The sequence below is a fragment of the Colwellia sp. NW0002-52-1 genome (assembly GCF_057550865.1).
On sequence record NZ_BAAJLU010000011.1, the window covers coordinates 1 to 21,428 of the forward strand.

Below are 21,428 nucleotides of genomic sequence, written 5' to 3' on the forward strand. Positions count from 1 at the left end.
GATGAATAAAAACAGGGAGTGTTAATCATGGAAGATTTCCTCTGTTTTACCTTTCTTTTACATCAAGTTTCTATCAATAATTTATGCTTATAAAGATGTTAAGTATAAATGTTCAATTAAAATAATGATCTTCTGAATAATCCCATCAAATAGCTTACGACTTTTAGGCAGAGTTAAAAATAGAAAAACTAGTCTCGCTATAAATAAAATAATATCGTTTGAGGAAAGTGGCCCACCCGACAGGATTTGAACCTGTGACCGCACGCTTCGGAGGCGTGTACTCTATCCAGCTGAGCTACGGGTGGTTAATATGTTAAGGCACTATTATTCAATAATAAAAATCAGTGTTCCCTGTACTATTAGCTGCAGGTGAATACTAGAATGTGTCATGGCTTAATTTATATAACACTAAGTTCTAAATGAACAACAAATAGTGTAAAGATTCAAGCGCGGCAAATACTATAGTTTAACGCCGATTATGTCTAGGGAATATGTTAATTTGTGTCGACATATATAACTTCGTTGATAAGAACCTCGAATACTGCAGTTGATAGCAGTCGTGATCGAAAGACGGTAGTTAACCTACGCATTCATCGTGAGAATATACTTGTTTGTTAATTAAATTGTTAACAGAATGAGGGAAAAAGATGTACTTTCATCATGAAGATGCCTAAAGTAAAGGCTATAATATCTCTTATCTCAATACCCTATAAGCAAACACTTGACTATGAAATATCTCTCGATTGTTTTTACCTTTCTATTCATATCTATGATTACTCCTTTAGCAGCGCAATCATTTGATACAGAAGTTATTAGTGCAGAGTTGTACAATGACACAATACAACGTACAGGCAAGCTTGATTATAAGCGCACTTTAGCGCTTTCATTTAAAAGTACTGGCTACTTAGAATTACTAAAAGTAGATGAGGGCGATCAATTTACCAAAGGGCAATTATTAGCCTCACTTGATGTAACTGAATTAAAAGAACAAAAAAACTCAAACTATGCAAAATTAGTACAAGCTAAGCGTGAGGTAAAACGTTTAAGTAAGCTTATGGGTGCCAAACTAAGTTCTGAGCGTGATTTAGACACAGCAAAAACAGAAGTTGAAGTATTACGAGCAGCCTATCAGCTTTCAAGTTACAGTTTAGAAAAGGCACAAATATATGCGCCCTTTTCTGGTGTAGTGTTGTCACGTACTACTGAGCTTGGTGAATTACAGAGTCCAGGACAAACAGCATTAAAAATAGCTAAACTCGAATGGGTTGTAAAAGTAGCTTTAACTGGACAAGAAATTGCTCAAATTCAATTAGGTCAAAAAGCGAGTGTTTCACTCAGCCATGTCGGTATCGTTGAAGGCGTAATTAGTAAAATACCAGCAATGGCTGGTAGCAACGGCAACCTATTCACAATAGAGATATTATTACCGAAAATAAAAATATCTGCGGGGATGATTGCTGGGCAATTGGCTGCTGCCACCATAGCTTTTGAAAGTAATATGTTTGTCTACAAATTACCAATATCTGCACTGGTTGCTGTGGACGAAGTAGGTAAAGCAATTGTGATTGCACAAACAGAGCAGAGTTCAGACTTCAAACAATATAGCTTTGAAATTTTTCAAATAGACAACGATTATGTATACGTAAAAGCCAATCGTAATGACGAGTCATTAAAGATAATGACTACAGGTTGGCAAAATTATTCTGAAGTAGGGAAATAGTCGTTATGCAACTCCCTCGCATTGCAATTAAAAATGCTCAGTTTACTTTTACAATAGTTGTACTTTTAGTGCTGGTTGGCATAGTGTCATATTTTCAAATGCCACGTTCTGAAGATCCTCAGTTTGATATTCCGATCACCTTACTTGAAATTATTTATCCTGGTGCATCTCCTACCGATATTGAAACATTAGTCGTTGACCCTCTCGAAGAAGAATTCGCAGAAATTGAAGGGATCAAAAAAGTTGAGTCGCAAATTAAAAATGGTGGTGCGCGCATCGAAGTTACCTTTTTATATGGTAGTGACCCAAATGCAGCTTACAATGAAGTAAAGCAAGCCGTTTCAACAGTAAAACCCTCGTTACCTGAAGGTGTACAAGACGTATTAGTATTGAAAGCAACACCTACCAGCGTTGCTATTATCCAATTAGCCTTGTGGAGTGAAACAACAGATTACAAAAGCATGGAGTTTCATGCCAAGCAGCTCGAAAAGCGCCTTGAGGCAATTGAGGCGGTAAAAAAAGCCGATATTTGGGGATACCCAACACAAGTAGTCGCGGTTGACTTAAATCTTGCCATGCTTAAGCACTACGGTATTAGTATTGCCTCAATCAACAATGTACTCCAAAAGCGGGCTGTAAATATAACGCCAGGCTTTGTTGATGCAAGTACTCGCCGTTTTAATGTTAAAACTAGCGGCAATTATCAACATATTGATGAACTTAATAATACGGTAGTTTATTCTGACAACACTGGCGTTATTCGGTTAAAAGATGTTGCGCATGTTACCTTTTCAAATAGAGAAGCAAACTACTTAGCCTACTACGATGAGAAACCGGTAATATTTTTAACGGCTGAACAAAGAACGAACACGAATATATTTGCATTGACGCAGGCAATAGAGTCTGAAATTTCAGCGTTTAAACAAACGCTACCCGATAACATAAAAATAGACACACTTTTTAAACAATCTGATGGTGTAGAAAACCGAGTGAATGGCTTCTTCGATAATTTATGGCAAGGCCTAGTGCTTGTTGGGATTATGTCATTGATTTTTTTAGGTGTGCGTGAAGCCGTTGTTGTTATTGTTGCTATTCCTTTATCTTTTCTAGTGGCGATTGGTTGGTTAGACTTCGCAGGCTTTGGCTTGCAGCAAATGTCTATTGTAGGTTTAATTATCGCGCTAGGTTTATTAGTAGATAATGCCATTGTAGTCACTGAGAGCATTCATCGAGAAAAGAAAAATACCGCATCTCTGGCTGATGCAGCAGCAGCGGGCACCAGTAAAGTCGGTTGGGCAATTACCAGTGGCACAGTGACGACAATGTTAGCTTTTTTACCTATGCTGATGTTGGCAAGTGATACGGGAGATTTTGTTCGCTCTATGCCTGTTACCGTAGTGTTAGTTTTATTGGCTTCTTTATTAATCGCCTTAACACTAACACCATTGCTTGCGAGTAAGTTTTTCAGTAAAAAGCCGAGTAAATTTAAAACCCTACAACACTATGCTAATGGCTTTGCTGAGCAATATTATGTGCAAGGGTTAAGCCGCTTAATGAACATAAAGCTCATTATGCTTGTAGTTGCCTTTATTGCTTTATTCGCTATGGCGTCTCTCTTTGGACAGGTAGGCGTGAGCTTATTTCCAAAAGCTGAGAAGTCTATGCTGTTAATTGATGTAGAAACACCAGCAAATTCATCTCTGGATTATACCAACGATGTTATGCAATCAATGACTGGCTTTATTAAAACTCAGCCTTATGTAGAAAAAATTGCCCTTAATGTGGGTAACTCTAATCCTCGTATTTACTACAATGAGATTCCAAAACGTGGTGTATCGAGCTACGGGCAAGTACTATTGGTTCTAAAAGAATATGACGAGCAAGAAGTTAATAAGCTAGTTGCGTCATTGCGAAAAGAGTTTTCAACATGGCAACAAGCAAAAGTTACCGTGAAAGAGTTCACCCAAGGGCCAGTAACTGATCAGCCAATTACCGTAAGGTTAATCAGCGAGTCATTGTCAGATCTTGAAAATGTAGCCAGTGATTTACAGCGTAAAATAGCTTCAATACCAGGCGCTATTAATTTAGATAACCCAATTGGTATTGCTAATACGGAATTAGCCTTAGCAATTGATTATGATAAAGCGGCTTTATCAGGTATTGATATCAACCAATTAGACAATGCAATTCAAACTGCGTTATCAGGCACCTTTATTGGGCAATTTAACGATGCCAACGGGGAAAACTATCCAATATTAGTTCGCAGACCTAAAAGTGATTTATCAGGCCTTTCTGACATCACCATCGTTAATCAGCAAGGTGAAAACATTCCATTAGGGCAATTTGTAGAGATTAAATTACAAAAAGGCCGAACAGACTTTTTTCATTATCAAAAGTTACGGATGGCTAGAGTATCTGCTGATGCCGCCCAAGGTTATTCGGTGCAAGAGATTACCAGCGAAGTAGTTAACTATTTAGATAACTACACATTACCAGCAGGCATGTATTACATATTAGGTGGTGAAGAAGAGTCTCGACAAGAGTCTTTTGCAGGTTTATCTCAAATTATGTTGATCACGGCAATCGGTATATTTGCTATTTTAGTTTTACAATTTAAGTCATTTTTGCAGCCATTAATTATTTTTACTTCGATACCTTTTGCTATGACAGGTGCAATTCTAGGCTTGTACATCACGAATTTATCATTTTCTATGATGGCCTTTATTGGTTTAATTAGTTTATTTGGTATTGTAGTTAATAATGCCATTATTTTGATTGATACGACCAATAGAAACTTGTCGACGGGTTTAGCTAAAAAAGAAGCTATTTTATTGGCCAGCTCAACGCGATTTACCCCAATACTACTAACCACGATCACTACCATTGGTGGTTTATTACCGTTAACACTTTTTGGTGGTAGTTTATGGCAACCATTAGGCGTAGTTATAATTTCAGGACTGTGTGTTTCGGCGATAGCGAGTTTTATTATTGTGCCAATACTCACCGAGCTATTTACAAAAACAGATGAACCTCAAATAATAAAAGAATAAATCATGGATTTTTACGGCTTAATTGGTTTTTCACTTGCAGTAGGTGTTTATACATTATTTGCACTGCTCATTATTGCCGCGCGTAATTATAGCTTGGTTGCTCGTGCAGTATTAATTTGTACTTTAGTTACTTTAAGCAGTAACTTAATTGCAGCATTACAAATTAAGCTTGGATTCAGTCTTCAATGGGCAATGCTTGCAGACGGATTTAAAATTGCTTGTTGGTCGTTACTCATTATTTTGTGCAATACCGAGCACCGAAACCTAAAAGCATTGGTGAGCAACTATTATGTTCGACAATATATCGGCATTTGGTCTGTACTCATGGTGGGCTCTTGGCTCGCCAGCTATTGGTTAGGTTATGCGTATGAATATATATTCTTACTATTCATTATTTTAAACTTATGGGTGTTGGTATTGCTCGAGCAGCTATATCGTAATGCTGACTTGCAGGTGCGTTGGGCTATTTGGCCGTTGGTTGTAGCATTGGCCAGTGTTGCTATTTTTGACTTTGTTATTTATGCGCAAGCCACCATGGTTGATGGCATTGATTTTAATTTTTGGTTTAGTCGTGGTTATTTAGCTTTTCTGGTAACACCACTGCTATTAATTAGTATTCGTCGAATTAAAAATGGCGAAGTCCGTATTTTTGTTTCTCGTAATGTTGTCTTCTATAGCTCAATGTTAATGATAGCCGGCGCTTACTTATTGTTAATGTCTTTTGCCGGATATATCATCAACTTTATTGGTGGAGAGTGGGGTGACTTAGTCAGTCTCGGGTTTTTAGTGCTGAGTGGTATTGTGCTAGTGGCTTTACTGATCACCGAATCTTTAAGGCGCCGTGTAAAAGTTTTTATTGCGAAAAACTTTTTTGCCAATAAGTATGAGTATCGTGACGAGTGGCTAAACTTAATTGAGAAAATTGAAACCACAAGTGGTGCAAGTCATTATCAAATGGCTACGCAAATTATGCAGTCTAAGGTTGAAGCGTCTTGTGGTGCAATAATTAAAAAATTCTCTAATCAGCATTATCAGTTACAGTATAGTCATGGCATAGAAATTAACGACGAACTCGAAGAACACCTTTTAGAGGTTGGCTTATTTTGTCATCAACAAGGCTGGATTGTTGACGTAAACGAATATGAAAAATCTCCTTTACTTTATCCTGATTTGACATTGAATATTGCGTTATTACGAGCTAAAAAAATTCAAATAATAGTGCCAATATTTATTGGCAAAGCATTTTATGGTTTGTTTCTCCTCGCCAATGAACAAGAGCTAAAACGCTTAAACTGGGAAGATAGAGATTTATTATTTGCGATTTCTAAACAATTAGGCAACTTCGTATCTTTGTACGAAGCCACAGACAAGTTAAGTGAATCGAAACAATTCGATGCCTTCAATCGCATGTCAGCATTTTTGGTACATGATCTAAAAAATGTTCAAGCGCAATTAGCGTTAATAACAGCAAATGCTGAAAAACACCGAAATAATCCTGAATTTATTGATGACGTATTTGAAACGGTAGAATCAGCGACACAACGTCTAGAAAAGGTTTTATCACAATTACGGAAAAAACAAGTAGAGCAATCGTCGAATAGTCAAACAGATATCGCATTAACTATCAAAAAAGTGGTTGAACAAAGCAACTTAAGCTTACCTGTAGTGCAGTTTGAACAGCAAGGTGATTGTTCCACTTTTATTGATAACGAATCATTTCATTCGGTTATACATCACTTAATACAAAATGCTCAAGAAGCTACAGAAAGTGATGGTTGGATAAAAGTATCAATTGTTGAGAAACAGCGAGTTATCAGAATTATCATTGAAGATAATGGTTGCGGTATGAGCGAAGAATTTATTAAGAATAGATTGTTTAGACCTTTTGATACCACCAAAGGAAATGCCGGTATGGGCATTGGGGTATTTGAAGCTAAACAATTTTTTGAAAACATGGCTGGTATTATAAAAGTTACAAGCACGCCTAAAAAAGGCACAATGTTTACCATTGATGTACCAAAAAGAACAATAGGCGCGATAAACGGCCAAAATTTACACTAAGGATCCAAGTAGCATGGAAAAGTTGTTAATAGTAGATGACGATAAAGGTATCCAAAAACAATTAAAATGGAGCTTATCTGATTATGATGCTGTACTCGCGGCGGATCGTGAAAGTGCAGTTGCTGCTGTTAGGCGCTATGAGCCAAAAGTGGTTACATTAGATTTAGGCTTGCCACCAGACGAAGCAAATGCCTCTGAAGGCCTTGCGGCATTACAAGAAATCTTAACTATTGCCCCACATACTAAAGTCATTGTAATAACAGGTAATGATGACCGTACCAATGCCCTTGCAGCGATTTCTGCTGGCGCTTACGATTTTTATCAAAAGCCAATTGAAACTGACGTTATTAATGTCATCGTCGCTAGGGCGTTTAGTGTTGCTGCCATTGAAGAAGAAAACCGCAAAATGCGTGCAGTTGGTGGAAATGACATTGGTATTATTGGTAATAGCGAAAGCATTGAACGTTTACGTATGATGGTTAAGCGCATTGCACCAACGGCAATTACTGCTTTATTATTGGGCGAAAGTGGTACTGGTAAAGAAGTAACCGCTAATGCCGTACATTTAGCTAGTGACCGAAAAAATAAACCTTTCATTGCGATTAACTGTGCCTCTATTCCTGAAACGCTTTTAGAAAGTGAATTATTTGGCTTTGAAAAAGGTGCTTTCACAGGAGCACACAGAGCAACTAAAGGGAAAATAGAATGTGCAGAAGGCGGTACATTATTCCTCGACGAAATAGGGGACATGCCTTACAGCTTACAAGCTAAACTGTTACGTTTTCTTCAAGAAAAAAGCATTGAACGCTTAGGTGGCAGACAAGAGATTGCTGTAGATGTTCGTGTAGTTTGTGCAACTAACCAAAACCTTGAACAAATGGTTGCTGATAAAACCTTTCGTGAAGATTTATTCTATCGAGTCAGTGAAATAACGTTAAACATTCCGCCGCTTAGAGATCGTGATGAAGACGTCATCATCCTTTCACAGTACTTTCTTCAACATTATGCGGTTGAGTATAAGCGTAATGTTAAAAGCTTCTCTGAAGATGCCTTAAGCGCGATTAAAGCACATAAATGGCCGGGTAATATACGTGAGTTACAAAATAAAGTGAAAAGCTCGGTAATTATGACCACAGGTACACAAGTTACTGCGATAGATTTAGGTTTTTTTGAAAATCAGGATAAGAGTTTCGAACTTTCGCTAAACTTGCGTACTGTGCGCGAACAAGCTGAGTCAATTGCGATACAAAAAGCCTATGCTATTTCTGAAGGCAATATGTCGAAAGCCGCTGACTTGTTAGGGGTAACTCGACCAACGTTATATTCATTAATAGAAAAATACGAATTAAAAATTAACGCTTAGTGTTTAGTTTGAAAATTCGAGTAAAAAGCTAAAAATAACCGTCGTAAGGCGGTTTTTTAGTTTAAGAGGTTTAGAAATAAATCAAGCGAATAGCAATCAGTTGTAGCTCGGACTTTAGTCCGTCAGTCCGCCAGCGATCAACAATAAATTATTACAAAGCGCAGGTGTACTTTCTCTTTAGCTGAATATTACTGCAGAGGATTTATCGCGAGAAACAGGCTGACATGGTATTTAACCTGAACTCTGGATAATGAGTGCTTGAAACTCAAGTGAACCAAAAGCTTAGGTAATAAAGTAAATGCTATAGCCAGGTGAACATCACGAATAGATATTATCAATGCTTCATTTTATGCCATTTCCAAGGCAAAACGTTTATGAATAGCGCGCTATTTATCGACGTTTTAACGCTGAAAATGGCTTAAAAGGGAGCATTGAGCAAGTGCTGCTTATCCAGAGTTCAGGTTATTTAACATGATGGACTAAAGTCCAACCTACATAAGTCCTAACAATACTAATCTAACGTGTAGGTCGGACTTTAGTCTGTCAGCGCTCAAACAAGCGTTAATGACATACGCAGTGCTTATGCAAATAAAATTATCAAGGTAATCCCCACTAAAAGCAGGGATACAAGCAGGTTAGGTGTTATTTTTCGCTTTTATCGTCTGTATCAGTGTAAATGCGACTTTTATGTTTAAGCATCTTATCAACATAACGTGCCATTTTAATTTTCTGCTTAATATTACTTTCTAATATTTCTTCTACTTCTCGTAATACTTCTTTAATGCTCTCAACTTTTTCAGCAGAATTTACCACAACTTGATTTGGTTCAGTGCTGGTTAATTCTGCGGCATTTAAAGAACCGGTTAACTCAACTTCCATCTCTTGTGCTACTTCATTGATCGCAGCCGAATTTATACTGTTTAGCTCTTCTAAAAAGCCAAACAAGAGTAGCCGATCAACAAAAATATTAATCTTACGTGGCACACCTAATGTTTTCTCATGAATAAGATCAAATGCAGCATCAGAAAATAAATCTTCTTTATTACAGCCCGCTTGATGTAGCCTATGGTTAATATACTTTTTAACTTCTTCTTTAGATAAAGGTTTTAAATGCGCAGAGGCGATAATTCGTTGACGAAATTGCTCCATATTTGGCGCTTGTATAATACCTTTAAGCTCTTCCTGTCCGAGTAAAAAGCTCTGGATCAAAGGTTTATTATCTAATTGAAAGTTAGATAACATACGCAACTCTTCAACGGTCTCACCAGGTAGATTTTGTGCTTCATCAACAATTAATAATGCACGCTTACCTTGTTGATGTAACTGAATAAGAAACTTCTCTATACCTTGTAGTAAGTCGGCTTTACTGTTGCCTTCAACAGAAATGTTAAACTCTGACACCACTAACTCGAGTAATTCTTGAGGATTAAGTTTAGTGGTTACAAGTTGCGCGGCAACAATGCTTTTATCCGCTAAGTTATTTAATAAATTGCGGGCTATTGTCGTTTTTCCTGTGCCAATTGGCCCAGTTACCACAATAAAGCCTTCGCCTTGATCTAAACCATATTGTAGGTAAGACAAAGCGCGTTGATGATGGCTAGAAGCGAAAAAAAATCGTGGATCTGGACTTAACTGGAACGGTCTTTCTTTAAAACCATAGTAATTTTCATACATACTGCTAAAAACCTTTGGTTACTTTGGCGCTAACGCGACCTTCTTCGTAATTGAATAATGCATTATCAGAAGCTCTGTTTAAGTAGCTTAACGATAAATCAAAAGACAAGGCGCTATTTAATGATTTCTGATAACTGATTTCGTAACGTCTATATCTGTCGATACGCTCAAACTCTGTATCTATTTGCAAATTAGTTTCGGTATAAGATAAATCAAAACTGATACTCGAACGACCACTGACTTTTCTGCTTACATTTAAGCTGGAAGCACTTCGTTCATCCTCATTAAAGGATTCTAAATTTTCTCTATTTTGATGGCTCGCGGTAAAGCTAATTGTTGTTCTAGGTAATGCTAAAACAGAACTCCAATTTAAGGTTTTATTTAAAGAAAAAACGTTGTCTTCAACCAAAGTAAAGTCTTGAATAGGGAATAATTGAAACCCAGGGTTGTCAGGTTCATTAGGGTTATCAGGAAATATACTGCCCTCATCTTTAATAATACAATCAGCTACGGATGTTATATTACTTGAAGGACAAAAATAAAACCCAACGAGGTTTGCTGCAAAATTATTACGGGTGAAAGTTTGTACATCTTCTACATAACTAATTGAGTTAGTTAAGCGTTTATTTCTATGAGTAAAATCTAAACCATAACTGGTGCCATAAAAGCGTTCAGAAATATTAGCGGTAAGTTTAGTTCGTGGTGAAGGTTGCCATTGCACTGAAGCATTAACATAAGCTTCTTGTTCGTCGCCATCTAAATCTAGGTTATCACCAATAGGCTGATTATAAGAAACATTTAACGCTAAACGCGGTGTAATTAACCAACGAGCACCTAAGCCGTATGAGTTCGACTCAATAGAGCGATTACTGTTATTAATATCGCCACTATTGTCTTCATCATAATATCGTAGAAAAGGATTAAGGCCATAGCCTGTTATCCAACCAATTTTAACTTCACTTTGGCTTTGTTTACCTTTTTGATTATTATTTTCTAAATCTTGGTAATCATGTTCAACTTCCCAAAAAACATGGCGAGCGCCAGTGCCATTTGTGCTGGTAATTCTGCTGTTTATTCCTTTTTGATTTCCAATATTGTCTTCTGAATTAGTTTCTCGATAACCAATCGAAGAGTTTACAATAAAGTCACTATTATCGATGTTGTATTCAAGACCACCGCTGTAAGTTTCTACTTGCACTGTATCAGCTGAAACAATATCGGCTAATGCATTTCGGCTGCCATTTCGTGATTGATTAGCAATATCGACGCCACCATAAACGACAATACCATTAGGCCAAAGTTGAACTCTTAAATCACTCGATAAGGTTTGATAGTCGCTATCAAGATCATGATCATGACTATATAAAGCATAAATACTTTCTGATGAAAAATTAAATTCTGCCTGTTGTGCTTTATATGTAGATTCAATGTTTAATCCAACTTGGGTTACCAAGCTAGATTGTTCATTATTAGTGGTTAAGCCAACATTATCAGAGTATGTTTCATCGACAATAATACTAGGATCAAACTGCCACTCACCTGCAACAGCAAGTTTAGAGCAAATTAATGCAATACAAACAGCACTAAGCTTAGTTTTATGCGCCATACCCATAGCCGTAATAGCCATACAAATCCTTATGAGATCTTATTGCTTTATTTAATACTAGACCTAGTGCTAAATCTTCATTGAGATGTCGAGTTGCTGTTTGAATATCAGCAATAGAACTTTTAGATTCTTCAACAACAATAACGCCTTGCCCCATTAAACTCGCTAGTACCAATGTTTCGGTCACACCTATTAATGGCGGGCAATCAAAAATAACAATACGATCAGGGTATCTATTCGCCAATTCATTCGCTAGTGTTGCCATTTTCTCACTGGCTAACAACTCGTTAGACAAATGATGCGGCTTACCCGCGGGGATTAATTTTAGTTTATCGATATCGGTGTTATAAATTATATCGCTAACTTTTTCAGATTTACCCAGTAAGTATTCAATAAGGCCAGGACTGTCTTCAACACCTAACTCGCGAACTACACTTGGGCGAAGTACGTCGGCATCAATAAGTAACACGGTTTTATCTTGCTCAAGTGCAATACTTAACGCTAGGTTAATCGCAACGAAAGTTTTACCTTCATTAGGCTTTGCGCTACTCACCATAATTAAATTACTGTGGTGTAAAGTTTTTGAGGCATTACCAAAAGCATTATTAAGAAGCTTACGTTTAATTTGTCTAAATTCGTCTTTAATACTTTTGCGGGTACCGTTATCGATTAAATAGCCACGCTCAGCTAAGCTTACTTTATCAAGTGCTAACGTATCTTTTTTCTCTACATTAGTTGCTTCGACAGCAACCTTTTCATGAGGAATTGGCTGTTGTTCAACTTTCTCTGAATCGTCATGACTTTTTTGTTGTTGCTTAGCTAGCGCTTTTTCTATGATACTCATAAGTTATAAAATCCCTCTGATCGGCGCTAATAAAGCATTAGGAGCAATGGCATAAAGTATAAAAAATGCCAATACGATTAATAGCACACTATTAGAAATAATAAATATCAGGGTTTTTCTTTTGTGCCAACGTTGTAAACCTAAGTTCTCAGTGGCAGACACAATACCGAATACAGGAATACCAGTAAGTTTAGACACTTGGCTACTAGAAGTAACCACAGGGTTAATTTGGCTAAATAATAATGACAAGCCAACACCTACACCAAAAGCAAAAATTGTAGAGCCAAGTAAAAACAAAATACGTTTTGGCCCTGCAGGTTCAGTAGGAGCTCTGGGTGGATCAATCACTCTAAATTGAATCGGATTGGTTGTTTCATCAGCTTGTTGTGCTAATTGAGCTGTTTCCTGACGATTCAATAATTCTTCATATTTATCTTTTGTTATTTCATAGCCACGGTTTAATGAGGTTAATTCAGCTTCTATTTCTGGCAAAATATGAATTTTACTTTCAAGCTCTTTAACTTGTTGGCGATAATCCTTTGCGCGAACATTAGTTGAAGCAACAGCGTTTTCTAATTGGTTGACTTGAATTTGCAATTGTTGAATAACAGGGTTTTGACTAGTAGCAAGCTTATTGTTATCACCGTTATTAGTTGCATTCAAATACTCATCAATTTCTTTAGTTCGCTGAGCGTTTAAATGTTCTAACCGACGTTTAACTTCTTTAACATCAGGATGCATTTCAGTATATCGTAACTGAAGTGAATCGAGGTTAGCTTCTAATTCCGAAATTCTGTCGTCATACGTCGTTTGAATACTGTTCGAATTCATAATGTTATTTTGAGCATTATCATTACTTGACGGAGAAGAATTCAATTGTGACTTCGCTGATTTTAATTGCGTTTCTTGTTCAAGTAAGTTCAATTCAGTTATTTTTAGCTGCTCTTTAACTATATTTAATTTTTGATAAAAGCCACCATATTGGTCAGGTAATACGCCGCTGTACTTTTGTTTAAAATCAGTTAGTCGAGATTCTGCAGCTAATAAACGGTTTTCATAATCCTTAATCTGAGTTGTTAAGAACTTTTGTGCGGTATTAGAATCACTACGATTTTCGCCTAAGGTATTTTCGATAAATACAGTAAGTGCAGAATTAACCACGTTTTTGGCCATTTCAGGATCTTTATCTCGGTAAGTTATAGTAAAGATATTTTCATTACGACCACCGGTTTTCTTAATAATAATATTAGTTTTTAAGTCATCTATTAGTTCTTCATAAGCTGCTGGAGTGTTAGCTTGAACATCAAGATCTGTCATACGGGTAATGCGTTCTAAATTCGGACGACTTAACAACGTTTTTATCATTAAACGTATTTGCACTTCAGGATCTGTATTTACAGTTAAACCTTTAAGTAGCGGACCGAGAATAGATTGAGTATCAGCATATACACGAGCTTCAGACTCATAAACATTATCGAGTTGAGAAATAAAAACCCAAGCAAAAGGGCATATTAACCATGTTGATATGATAATAAAGCGACGTTTAAGCCAAATACCTTTAAGGTAATCGACAATTTGTTCTATAATTTCTTGCATTCCTGACCTCTAAAACAGGTAAATAAATCTATTGTGTTTAAAACCATGTTTCAGGTATAACAATAATATCGCCAGGTAATACATCAACGTTAGCTAATATTTCACCATTTTTAATCAAGTCTTCAATGTAAATTTCATACTGTTTTTGAAGACCATTTTCTATTCTGACTAACTTAGCACCATTACCGTTAGCAAATTCAGTTAAGCCACCTACCTGAATCATCACATCAAGTAACGTCATGTGTTGAATATAATTAACGGCTTGCGGTTGAGCAGCTTCACCTATTACACGAATTTGTTCACTAAAAGGGCCTACAAAGTTGTTTACGGTTACGGTAACAACGGGCTCTCGTAAATAAGTTGCTAGTATTTCTTCAATTGAACGGGCAAGTTCGGTTGGGGTTTTACCGGATACAGGAATGTCTTCAACCAAAGAAGTCGTGATCATGCCATCGGGGCGGACTTTAAATGTGCCTGAAACTTCAGGGTTACGCCAAACAAAAATATTAACCACATCACCAGCACCAATTAAATATTTATAGGAGTCAACATCAACTGTATTCGACTGATGAAGCTTGGCAGGTGGCAATGTAGCTGAGCTACAACCAGCTAAAATATAACCAAAAGTAAGAAATAAAATCGCTTTTAATGTAGTAGTCATGCGTTTTTCCATGGTTTTAACCTTATTTATTTATAACCGTATTTTATATAAGCTAATTGATTGTATTTGATTTTTACAATTGATGCACATTATTTAATTTATGTAAATATATTGTAAATGTAGTATTTTAAATAGTCTCTTGTTTACATTTCACAGTGAATCCATTCTAATATACAGCTTAAAAAATAAAAACATCTAATAATGAACTGTGCTTCATACTAGAAAGGAACTTTATTACCTTATGTCTAGCCCTAAATTTCGTGATTTATCTGCGGGTAGTAAATCTTTAGTGTTAATCGAATTTATCTGCTTTGCTGGCGCACTTTTACTTAGCTTATACCTAAATAAAGTATTTCAGTTTGTTGAACACGATACTCAAAAAACGCCAACGAATATTCTTTTTATTCATTCAGTTGTTTACGCCTTAGTAGTGCAGTTATCGTGCCTTGCTATGGGCCTTTATGACTCGAAATTGAGAGAAAGTTTGCGAGGTGTAATAAGGCGTTTACTCGTTTCAATTGCCATAGGCTTTTTTATTGTCTCATTATTCAATCCATTTTACGGCTCAGGCTCATTAGCCATTGAGTTACTTGCAGTCGCTTCATTAATTAGCTTCTTTTTTGTTTGTGGAGTACGTTATTTTACCCTTCAAATTGATTTCTTTGGCTTTAATAAGCGTAATATTCTCGTATTAGGGGCAGGTGAGCGAGCGTCAATTATAGAGAAACGAATGCGTCGTGACGTTGACCGACAAGGTTTTTTTATGCACGGCTTTGTGGTTATGAATGGCGATGCTGAACATGGCATTGTCAACGAAAACAGAATTACACTCGACTGCTCATTGGTTAATTATGCACTAGAGCATCAAATTGATGAAATTGTTGTTGCCAATGATGAACGTCGAGAAAACCTGCCAGTAGATGAACTATTTGCTTGTAAAATTAGAGGTGTTGAAATAACCGAAATATTAGATTTTATTGAGCGTGAAACAGGTCAAATTGCAGTTAATTTAATTTATCCAAGTTGGGTTATATATTCAAATGGTTTTGCGTCTGCGAATCACTTAAGAAACACCTTAGACTGGATTTTTAATGCCACCATGGGGTTTTTCTTATTCCTCGTTACATGGCCTGTAATGTTGATTACCGCATTATTGATTAAGCTCGAAGATGGCTGGAAATCACCCATATTTTACTCGCAAGAGCGTGTAGGGTTAGACGGGCAAGCTTTTAGAATTGTTAAATTTAGAAGTATGCGAATAGATGCAGAAAAAAATGGCGCACAAATGGCAGCCAAAGATGACGATAGAACAACACGCATCGGTAAAGCCCTTCGCAAATATCGTATTGACGAACTCCCTCAAATTTATAACGTAATGGTAGGAGATATGGGCTTTGTTGGCCCACGCCCAGAGCGTCCTCAATTTGTTCAACAGTTAATTAAAAATATTCCATATTACAACGAACGTCACAACGTTAAACCTGGGTTAACTGGTTGGGCACAGCTTAAATACCCTTATGGCGCTACAGAAAAGGACTCTTTAGAAAAGCTAAAGTACGATCTGTATTATATTAAGCATCGCAGTTTTATGTTGGATTTACTTATTTTAATTCGAACGGTTGAAATTGTATTGTTTGGAAAAGGTAGATAGCTTTTAGTTTTCTATTATTTTCGTTAAATTTTTCGTTTAAAGTTTTTGTAAAGAGGTAAGATAAGTTGAAAGTTTTGCACGTATTGGAATATTCTAGGCCTAATATCAGTGGTTACTCTTTGCGTTCAGATGCCATTATTCGTCATCAACGAAAAATAGGTATTATAACCAATCAGTTGACAAGTCAACGTTATCAAGATTTCAAAGCATTAGAAGAAGATGTTGAAGGGGTTGTTTATCAGCGAACCGAACAATCGACTTCTTTTTTATCTAAAATACCTTTTATTAATTATCTCGCACACATCAGTCATTTAGCTAAACGAATTGAAAAAGCGGTACTAAAAGATAGGCCAGAGGTTATTCAAACCCATTCGCCAATGTTCAATGCACTAGCGGCAGTAAAAGTAGGGAAAAAATATAATATCCCGGTGACATATGAAGTTAGAGCATTGTGGGAAGACGCGGCAGTAGACACTGGAAAAACCAAAGAAGGTAGTTTTAAGTATCGTATGATCAAAGCCATTGAGCAAAGTGCCTTTGAAAAAGTTGATGCGATTAGTTGTATTTGTGAAGGTTTAAAGGCCGACATAATTAAACGTAACATACCCGAGAATAAAATATTTGTTACACCTAATGCGGTAGATATTGAAAATTTTCAACCCTCATATAGTCGAGATGCGGAGCTAGAAAGATCTTTAGGCTTATCTGGAAAAAAAGTGGTAGCATTTATTGGCACTTTTTTTAAATATGAAGGATTAGCTTATGCAATAGAAGCTATGAAAACTATTGCTAAAAGTCGTGATGATATTCATTTATTACTTGTTGGTGCCGGTAACGAGTTAGAAAATTTAAAACAACAAGTTGCTCAAGCTAAGCTAGAGAAATTTGTGTCATTCGTGGGCAGAGTCCCATTTGATCAAGTTAGTCGTTATTACAGTTTGGCTGACGTTATGGTCTTTCCTCGAGAAAGCATTCGATTAACCGAGTTAGTTACACCCTTAAAACCTTTAGAATCTATGGCTCAATTTAAACCGGTTATTGCTTCAGATATAGGTGGCCACCGCGAGTTAATTAATGATGGTGAAACTGGTTTTTTATTTCCTGCTGACAATGCTAGCGAGTTAGCTAGTAAAATTATTGAAGTTATCGATAACAAAGTATTACTGAATAAAATTAGTGAGCAAGGCTTGCTGTTTGTTCGTGAAAATCGCAACTGGTTAAATACCGCTAAACAGTATTTACCTGTTTACGAAAGGCTAACTAAATAAATGCCTGAGGAAAACAAGTCAATACTAATTATAACCAATTTGTATCCGGTTCCGTGGGGACCAAACAGAGCAAGTTTTAATAAACAGCAATTTGACCTACTAAGTAAACACTTAACAGTTAATATAGTTATATTGTTGACATGGAAAGAATGGTTAGGTCATCGCAAAGCATGCAATAACACATCAAATATTAAATATTGTCCATATTTTTATATTCCTAAATTCGGTCGTCGCTTAGTGCCGACCTTTCAATTTTTATCATTACTCTTTTATTTACCTTGGATCAAGAAACAACAGTTTTCTGGAATTTTAGCCTCCTGGGGATTTCCCGATGCTGTTGCTGTTTCAATGTTAAATAAATTTATCAAGTTACCTTTGTATGTGAAAGTTCATGGCACTGATGTTAATGAAAATAGTCAATACCCAGCACGCAGTGCTTTAATGAAAAAATGGCTCAATAAGGCTAATACTATTTTTTGTGCGAGCCAAGCCCTAGCTGATGTCTTGCAAAAAACAGGAATTAACAAACATAAATTAGCCGTTAACTATAACGGTGTAAATCCTGAGGTTTTCTACCCTGTGGATCAGAAGCCGCATCATCAGCATTTTGTTTTTGTTGGTAGTTTAATTGAAACAAAAGGCTGTAATGAGCTACTTTCAGCATTTATTCAAGTTAAACATAAACACCCTGAAATAGAGTTAGATATTATAGGTGAAGGGCCAATGAAAAAAATATTGGCTGAGAAAATTAGTCAATCTGGTTTCACAGATAGTATTCGTTTACAAGGTTCTGTAGTCTTATCAAAAGTGGCTGAATTTATTCGCCATGCAAACATTTTAGTTTTACCAAGTTACCGTGAAGGTGTTCCAAACGTGTTGTTGGAAGCATTTGCTAGTGGTACACCGGTAATATCGACACGTGTTGGTGGTATCCCAGAAGTAGTCAACAATGAAGTAGGGTTAATCGTTGATGCAAAAAATGAATTAATGTTGGCAAGTGCAATGGAAAAATCATTGACTATAAAATGGTCAACTCAAGCTATTCTTAAGCATGCAGAAAACTTTGATTGGGAAAGAAATGTCCAACATGTTTTAGATAAAATGGAAGGTTCATGAAATATCTAAAAAGAGACATAAGACAAAAACAACAAGTTTTAACAGATGAAGGTTATCAAGTCTCCATGTTACGTACAATAGTGAGTGATGGCACCTCAGCTAATGTATTATTTCGTTTAACTAGTTGGCTTATTAAATACAAGCTATCACCTTTAGCACTCATTTCCTTGTGGTTAAATAGAGTAATTAATGGTTGTGTAATAGGCGCAGGAGCTACGTTTGAACAAGGGTTCGTAATTATGCACCCTGTAGGTGTAGTGATAAATTCTAAAGTTATTGGCGGAAAAAATATTGTGGTGGAAAGCGGTGTAGTTATTGGTGATGAAAAAGGTCAGGCACCAATATTAGGCAGTAATATCTTTATAGGTGCTGGTGCAAAAATTATTGGTGGTATTAGCATTGGAGATAATGTGAAAATTGGCGCAAATGCGGTCGTGGTAAAAAGTCTTCCAAGTAATGTTACTGCAGTAGGTATACCGGCAAAAATAATAAACAAAGGTGATAAATAATGTTAATCATCTTTTGGCTTTCATTATGTTTATTAGTATATTCATACTTTATTTATCCCTTGCTACTAAAGCTATTCATCAAGCCTAAAAGCATTACTTTACAAGAATTAAAAGAATACCCAAGTGTTGATATTATCATTGCGGCCTATAACGAAGAGTCTTGCATAAAAGCACGCATAGAAAATGCTTTAGCGCAGGATTACGCTGGCGAACTGAACATATTTGTTGCATCAGACGGTAGTAAGGATAATACCGGTGAAATCATCACGAGTTTTACCGACCCTCGCGTTAAAGCTTTTAATTTTCCTGAAAATAGAGGGAAAATATCTGTTTTAAACGATCTTATTGCGCAATCAAATGCTGATTACTTGGTGTTAACCGATGCTAATACTGACTTTAAGGCCGATGCAATTGATATACTTATAAGAAGCTTTACTGATCAAGTTGGCGCTGTTTCAGGTGAATTAATCCTAGAAACTGATGACGGCAACCAAAACCAAGACGGACTTTATTGGCAATATGAGCAACTCCTTAAAAAGTACGAGTCAGCGTTAGGTGGCTTGTTGGGGGCTAACGGTGCTATTTATGCAATTAAACGCGAACTCTATATGCCGTTATCGAAAGACACAGTCGTTGATGACTTTTGTATCGTTATGAATGTTAAAAAGCAGGGATACCAAGTGTTATACAACGACCTTGCCATTGCAACAGAAGAAGTCGCCCCTTCACTCAAAGAAGAGTTCGGTCGTAGAGTAAGAATAGGTGTTGGTAACTATAAAGCCTTTATGGTTAACACATGGGCACTATCACCTTTGCAAGGTTGGTTTAGCTTATGTTATTGGTCGCATAAAGTATTACGGTGGTTCGCACCGCATTTAATGTTGGTTATATTTTTAACAAATTTAGCATTGCTAGGTGCGCCATTTTATAATTTGTTGTTTATTGGTCAAATACTGTTTTATGCAATCGGCCTTTATGGTCAGAAAAAAATAGATAATGGTGATAAAGTTAGCGGGATTATTGCAATAGTCAGTTTTTTCTTATCGATGAATATTGCCTTAGGACAAGGTTTCTTAAAGTTTTTGAAAGGACATCAAAGCGGTGGCTGGCAGAGAACAGCTCGTTCAGGAGATAAAAAATAATGTATGCTTTTCTAGTTTTATTCGTTTTAGGTTTAGTGGCTTTTTGGATGATACTCAAAAAGAAAAATATGGACATTTGGTTTGTTTCATACCTGAAAAATGTAATAAGCAGACCAAAAGTTGATGGCCCAGTACATGTTTTGTTTTGCTTTGTTGATCACTTTGAACCACAGTGGAAAAATCGAGATAATATTGAGCTAGAACGTGCACGTGTCGATCGTTGGTTTAAAGACTATCCATTAATGGCTGAGCAACATAAAGATGCTGATGGCCACATGCCTCAACACTCTTTCTTTTATCCACAAGAAGAATACAGACATGAGCATTTAGCTAAGCTATCTGATATGTGTTACCGCGGTTTTGGTGAAATAGAAATTCACTTGCATCATGATAAAGATACGCCAGAAAACTTTACTAAGGTCATGACAGATTTTGCCAATATCTTACACCATGATCATAATGCGTTACCTGTTCATCCAGACACAGGGCAAATAATGTATGCTTTTATCCATGGTAACTGGTCACTAGATAACTCACTTCCCGATGGTTATATGTGCGGTATCGATAATGAACTAGCGCTACTAAATAGAACTGGTTGTTATGTTGATATGACATTACCTGCAACGCCTAGCCCAGCGCAAACTAGTAAAGTTAATGCTATTTATTATGCCGAAGGACGACCAGGTAAATGTAAAAGTCATGATACCGGTATTGATGTTGAAGTGGACAAAGCTGAGTCTGGTGATGTCATGCTTATTCAAGGCCCTATTGGTATTAACTTTAAGTGGAGAACACCCAAAGGTTTACCTCATGTTGAAAATGCTGATGTCAGAAAAGCCTGTCCGCCACTTAAAAGCAGAATTGATCAATGGGTTAGTTCACACATCCATGTGAAAGGCAGACCAGAATGGACGTTCATAAAAGTGCATACTCATGGCACACAAGAAAATGATATGGATACTTTGTTAGGACAACCCCGCCATGATATGCATAGTTATTTAGAAACCAAATATAACGATGGCAAAAATTATGTACTACATTATGTATCAGCAAGAGAGATGTACAATATTGCCAAAGCCGCTGAGGCGGGGAAAAACGGCAATCCAAATGAGTACAGAGACTTTATTTTAGCTAAACCAACATTTAAACAGTTGTAGTTGTATGGGA

General features: G+C 36.6%; 15 protein-coding genes and 1 tRNA gene. 10 read left to right on the forward strand and 6 right to left on the reverse strand.

The window, feature by feature from the left end; genetic code table 11:
* Positions 1-228: 228 nt before the first annotated feature.
* A tRNA-Arg gene (locus AC27H3_RS11640) sits at positions 229-305 on the reverse strand.
* Between the two features lie 464 nt (positions 306-769).
* Here AC27H3_RS11640 and AC27H3_RS11645 point away from each other — a divergent pair.
* Genes AC27H3_RS11645 through prsR form a run of 4 tightly spaced genes read left to right on the forward strand, consistent with a single transcriptional unit; the run spans position 770 to position 8,194 of the window.
* Positions 770-1,720 (forward strand): efflux RND transporter periplasmic adaptor subunit, encoded by a 951-nt coding sequence (locus AC27H3_RS11645; protein WP_487106400.1) that lies wholly within the window; start codon positions 770-772, stop codon positions 1,718-1,720.
* 5 nt (positions 1,721-1,725) lie between these two features.
* On the forward strand, positions 1,726-4,770 hold the full coding sequence (locus AC27H3_RS11650; RefSeq protein WP_487106401.1) for an efflux RND transporter permease subunit: 3,045 nt from the start codon (positions 1,726-1,728) through the stop codon (positions 4,768-4,770).
* Between the two features lie 3 nt (positions 4,771-4,773).
* Complete coding sequence (gene prsK, locus AC27H3_RS11655) at positions 4,774-6,831, forward strand: XrtA/PEP-CTERM system histidine kinase PrsK (protein WP_487106403.1); 2,058 nt, start codon at positions 4,774-4,776, stop codon at positions 6,829-6,831.
* Between the two features lie 13 nt (positions 6,832-6,844).
* Positions 6,845-8,194 (forward strand): PEP-CTERM-box response regulator transcription factor, encoded by a 1,350-nt coding sequence (gene prsR, locus AC27H3_RS11660; RefSeq protein ID WP_487106405.1) that lies wholly within the window; start codon positions 6,845-6,847, stop codon positions 8,192-8,194.
* 642 nt (positions 8,195-8,836) lie between these two features.
* Here prsR and AC27H3_RS11665 read toward each other — a convergent pair.
* From AC27H3_RS11665 to AC27H3_RS11685, 5 genes are read right to left on the reverse strand one after another with little or no spacing between them, the layout of a single operon-like run.
* Positions 8,837-9,868 carry an XrtA/PEP-CTERM system-associated ATPase gene (locus AC27H3_RS11665; RefSeq protein ID WP_487106407.1) on the reverse strand — a complete coding sequence of 344 codons (1,032 nt, stop codon included), beginning with the start codon at positions 9,866-9,868 and terminating at the stop codon, positions 8,837-8,839.
* Between the two features lie 4 nt (positions 9,869-9,872).
* Positions 9,873-11,495, reverse strand: a complete 1,623-nt coding sequence (locus AC27H3_RS11670; RefSeq protein WP_487106409.1) for a TIGR03016 family PEP-CTERM system-associated outer membrane protein — start codon at positions 11,493-11,495, stop codon at positions 9,873-9,875.
* On the reverse strand, positions 11,464-12,318 hold the full coding sequence (locus tag AC27H3_RS11675; protein ID WP_487106410.1) for an XrtA-associated tyrosine autokinase: 855 nt from the start codon (positions 12,316-12,318) through the stop codon (positions 11,464-11,466). The genes AC27H3_RS11670 and AC27H3_RS11675 overlap by 32 nt, the downstream gene beginning before the upstream one ends.
* Before the next feature lie 3 nt (positions 12,319-12,321).
* A complete protein-coding gene (locus AC27H3_RS11680; RefSeq protein WP_487106412.1) occupies positions 12,322-13,914 on the reverse strand; it encodes an XrtA system polysaccharide chain length determinant in 1,593 nt (530 codons plus the stop codon).
* A gap of 37 nt (positions 13,915-13,951) precedes the next feature.
* The gene (locus AC27H3_RS11685) at positions 13,952-14,575 is read right to left on the reverse strand and encodes an XrtA/PEP-CTERM system exopolysaccharide export protein (protein WP_233131453.1); all 624 of its coding nucleotides are present in this window, start codon (positions 14,573-14,575) and stop codon (positions 13,952-13,954) included.
* 241 nt (positions 14,576-14,816) lie between these two features.
* On the opposite strand from AC27H3_RS11685, the gene AC27H3_RS11690 reads away from it, so the two are divergent.
* The 6 genes from AC27H3_RS11690 to AC27H3_RS11715 all read left to right on the forward strand — a co-directional run bounded on the left by AC27H3_RS11690 (position 14,817) and on the right by AC27H3_RS11715 (position 21,418).
* Complete coding sequence (locus tag AC27H3_RS11690; protein WP_487106414.1) at positions 14,817-16,226, forward strand: TIGR03013 family XrtA/PEP-CTERM system glycosyltransferase; 1,410 nt, start codon at positions 14,817-14,819, stop codon at positions 16,224-16,226.
* Positions 16,227-16,291: 65 nt separating this feature from the next.
* Positions 16,292-17,494 (forward strand): TIGR04063 family PEP-CTERM/XrtA system glycosyltransferase, encoded by a 1,203-nt coding sequence (locus AC27H3_RS11695; protein WP_487106416.1) that lies wholly within the window; start codon positions 16,292-16,294, stop codon positions 17,492-17,494.
* A gap of 135 nt (positions 17,495-17,629) precedes the next feature.
* A complete protein-coding gene (locus AC27H3_RS11700; protein WP_487106418.1) occupies positions 17,630-18,610 on the forward strand; it encodes a glycosyltransferase in 981 nt (326 codons plus the stop codon).
* Complete coding sequence (locus AC27H3_RS11705) at positions 18,607-19,119, forward strand: serine O-acetyltransferase (protein ID WP_487106419.1); 513 nt, start codon at positions 18,607-18,609, stop codon at positions 19,117-19,119. The genes AC27H3_RS11700 and AC27H3_RS11705 overlap by 4 nt, the downstream gene beginning before the upstream one ends.
* The gene (locus AC27H3_RS11710; protein ID WP_487106421.1) at positions 19,119-20,261 is read left to right on the forward strand and encodes a glycosyltransferase family 2 protein; all 1,143 of its coding nucleotides are present in this window, start codon (positions 19,119-19,121) and stop codon (positions 20,259-20,261) included. The genes AC27H3_RS11705 and AC27H3_RS11710 overlap by 1 nt, the downstream gene beginning before the upstream one ends.
* Positions 20,261-21,418, forward strand: coding sequence for a hypothetical protein (locus AC27H3_RS11715; RefSeq protein ID WP_487106423.1), 1,158 nt, complete (start codon positions 20,261-20,263; stop codon positions 21,416-21,418). The genes AC27H3_RS11710 and AC27H3_RS11715 overlap by 1 nt, the downstream gene beginning before the upstream one ends.
* Positions 21,419-21,428: the final 10 nt, after the last annotated feature.

Excerpts from the sequence above, each read along its gene's own strand:
- AC27H3_RS11665 (WP_487106407.1), bottom strand. The coding sequence starts at position 9,868 with ATGTATGAAAATTACTATGGTTTTAAAGAAAGACCGTTCCAGTTAAGT.
- AC27H3_RS11710 (WP_487106421.1), top strand. The coding sequence starts at position 19,119 with ATGTTAATCATCTTTTGGCTTTCATTATGTTTATTAGTATATTCATAC.
- AC27H3_RS11705 (WP_487106419.1), top strand. The coding sequence starts at position 18,607 with ATGAAATATCTAAAAAGAGACATAAGACAAAAACAACAAGTTTTAACA.
- AC27H3_RS11650 (WP_487106401.1), top strand. The coding sequence starts at position 1,726 with ATGCAACTCCCTCGCATTGCAATTAAAAATGCTCAGTTTACTTTTACA.
- prsK (WP_487106403.1), top strand. The coding sequence starts at position 4,774 with ATGGATTTTTACGGCTTAATTGGTTTTTCACTTGCAGTAGGTGTTTAT.
- AC27H3_RS11675 (WP_487106410.1), bottom strand. The coding sequence starts at position 12,318 with ATGAGTATCATAGAAAAAGCGCTAGCTAAGCAACAACAAAAAAGTCAT.
- AC27H3_RS11690 (WP_487106414.1), top strand. The coding sequence starts at position 14,817 with ATGTCTAGCCCTAAATTTCGTGATTTATCTGCGGGTAGTAAATCTTTA.
- AC27H3_RS11645 (WP_487106400.1), top strand. The coding sequence starts at position 770 with ATGATTACTCCTTTAGCAGCGCAATCATTTGATACAGAAGTTATTAGT.
- AC27H3_RS11680 (WP_487106412.1), bottom strand. The coding sequence starts at position 13,914 with ATGCAAGAAATTATAGAACAAATTGTCGATTACCTTAAAGGTATTTGG.
- prsR (WP_487106405.1), top strand. The coding sequence starts at position 6,845 with ATGGAAAAGTTGTTAATAGTAGATGACGATAAAGGTATCCAAAAACAA.
- AC27H3_RS11715 (WP_487106423.1), top strand. The coding sequence starts at position 20,261 with ATGTATGCTTTTCTAGTTTTATTCGTTTTAGGTTTAGTGGCTTTTTGG.
- AC27H3_RS11670 (WP_487106409.1), bottom strand. The coding sequence starts at position 11,495 with ATGGCTATTACGGCTATGGGTATGGCGCATAAAACTAAGCTTAGTGCT.
- AC27H3_RS11685 (WP_233131453.1), bottom strand. The coding sequence starts at position 14,575 with ATGACTACTACATTAAAAGCGATTTTATTTCTTACTTTTGGTTATATT.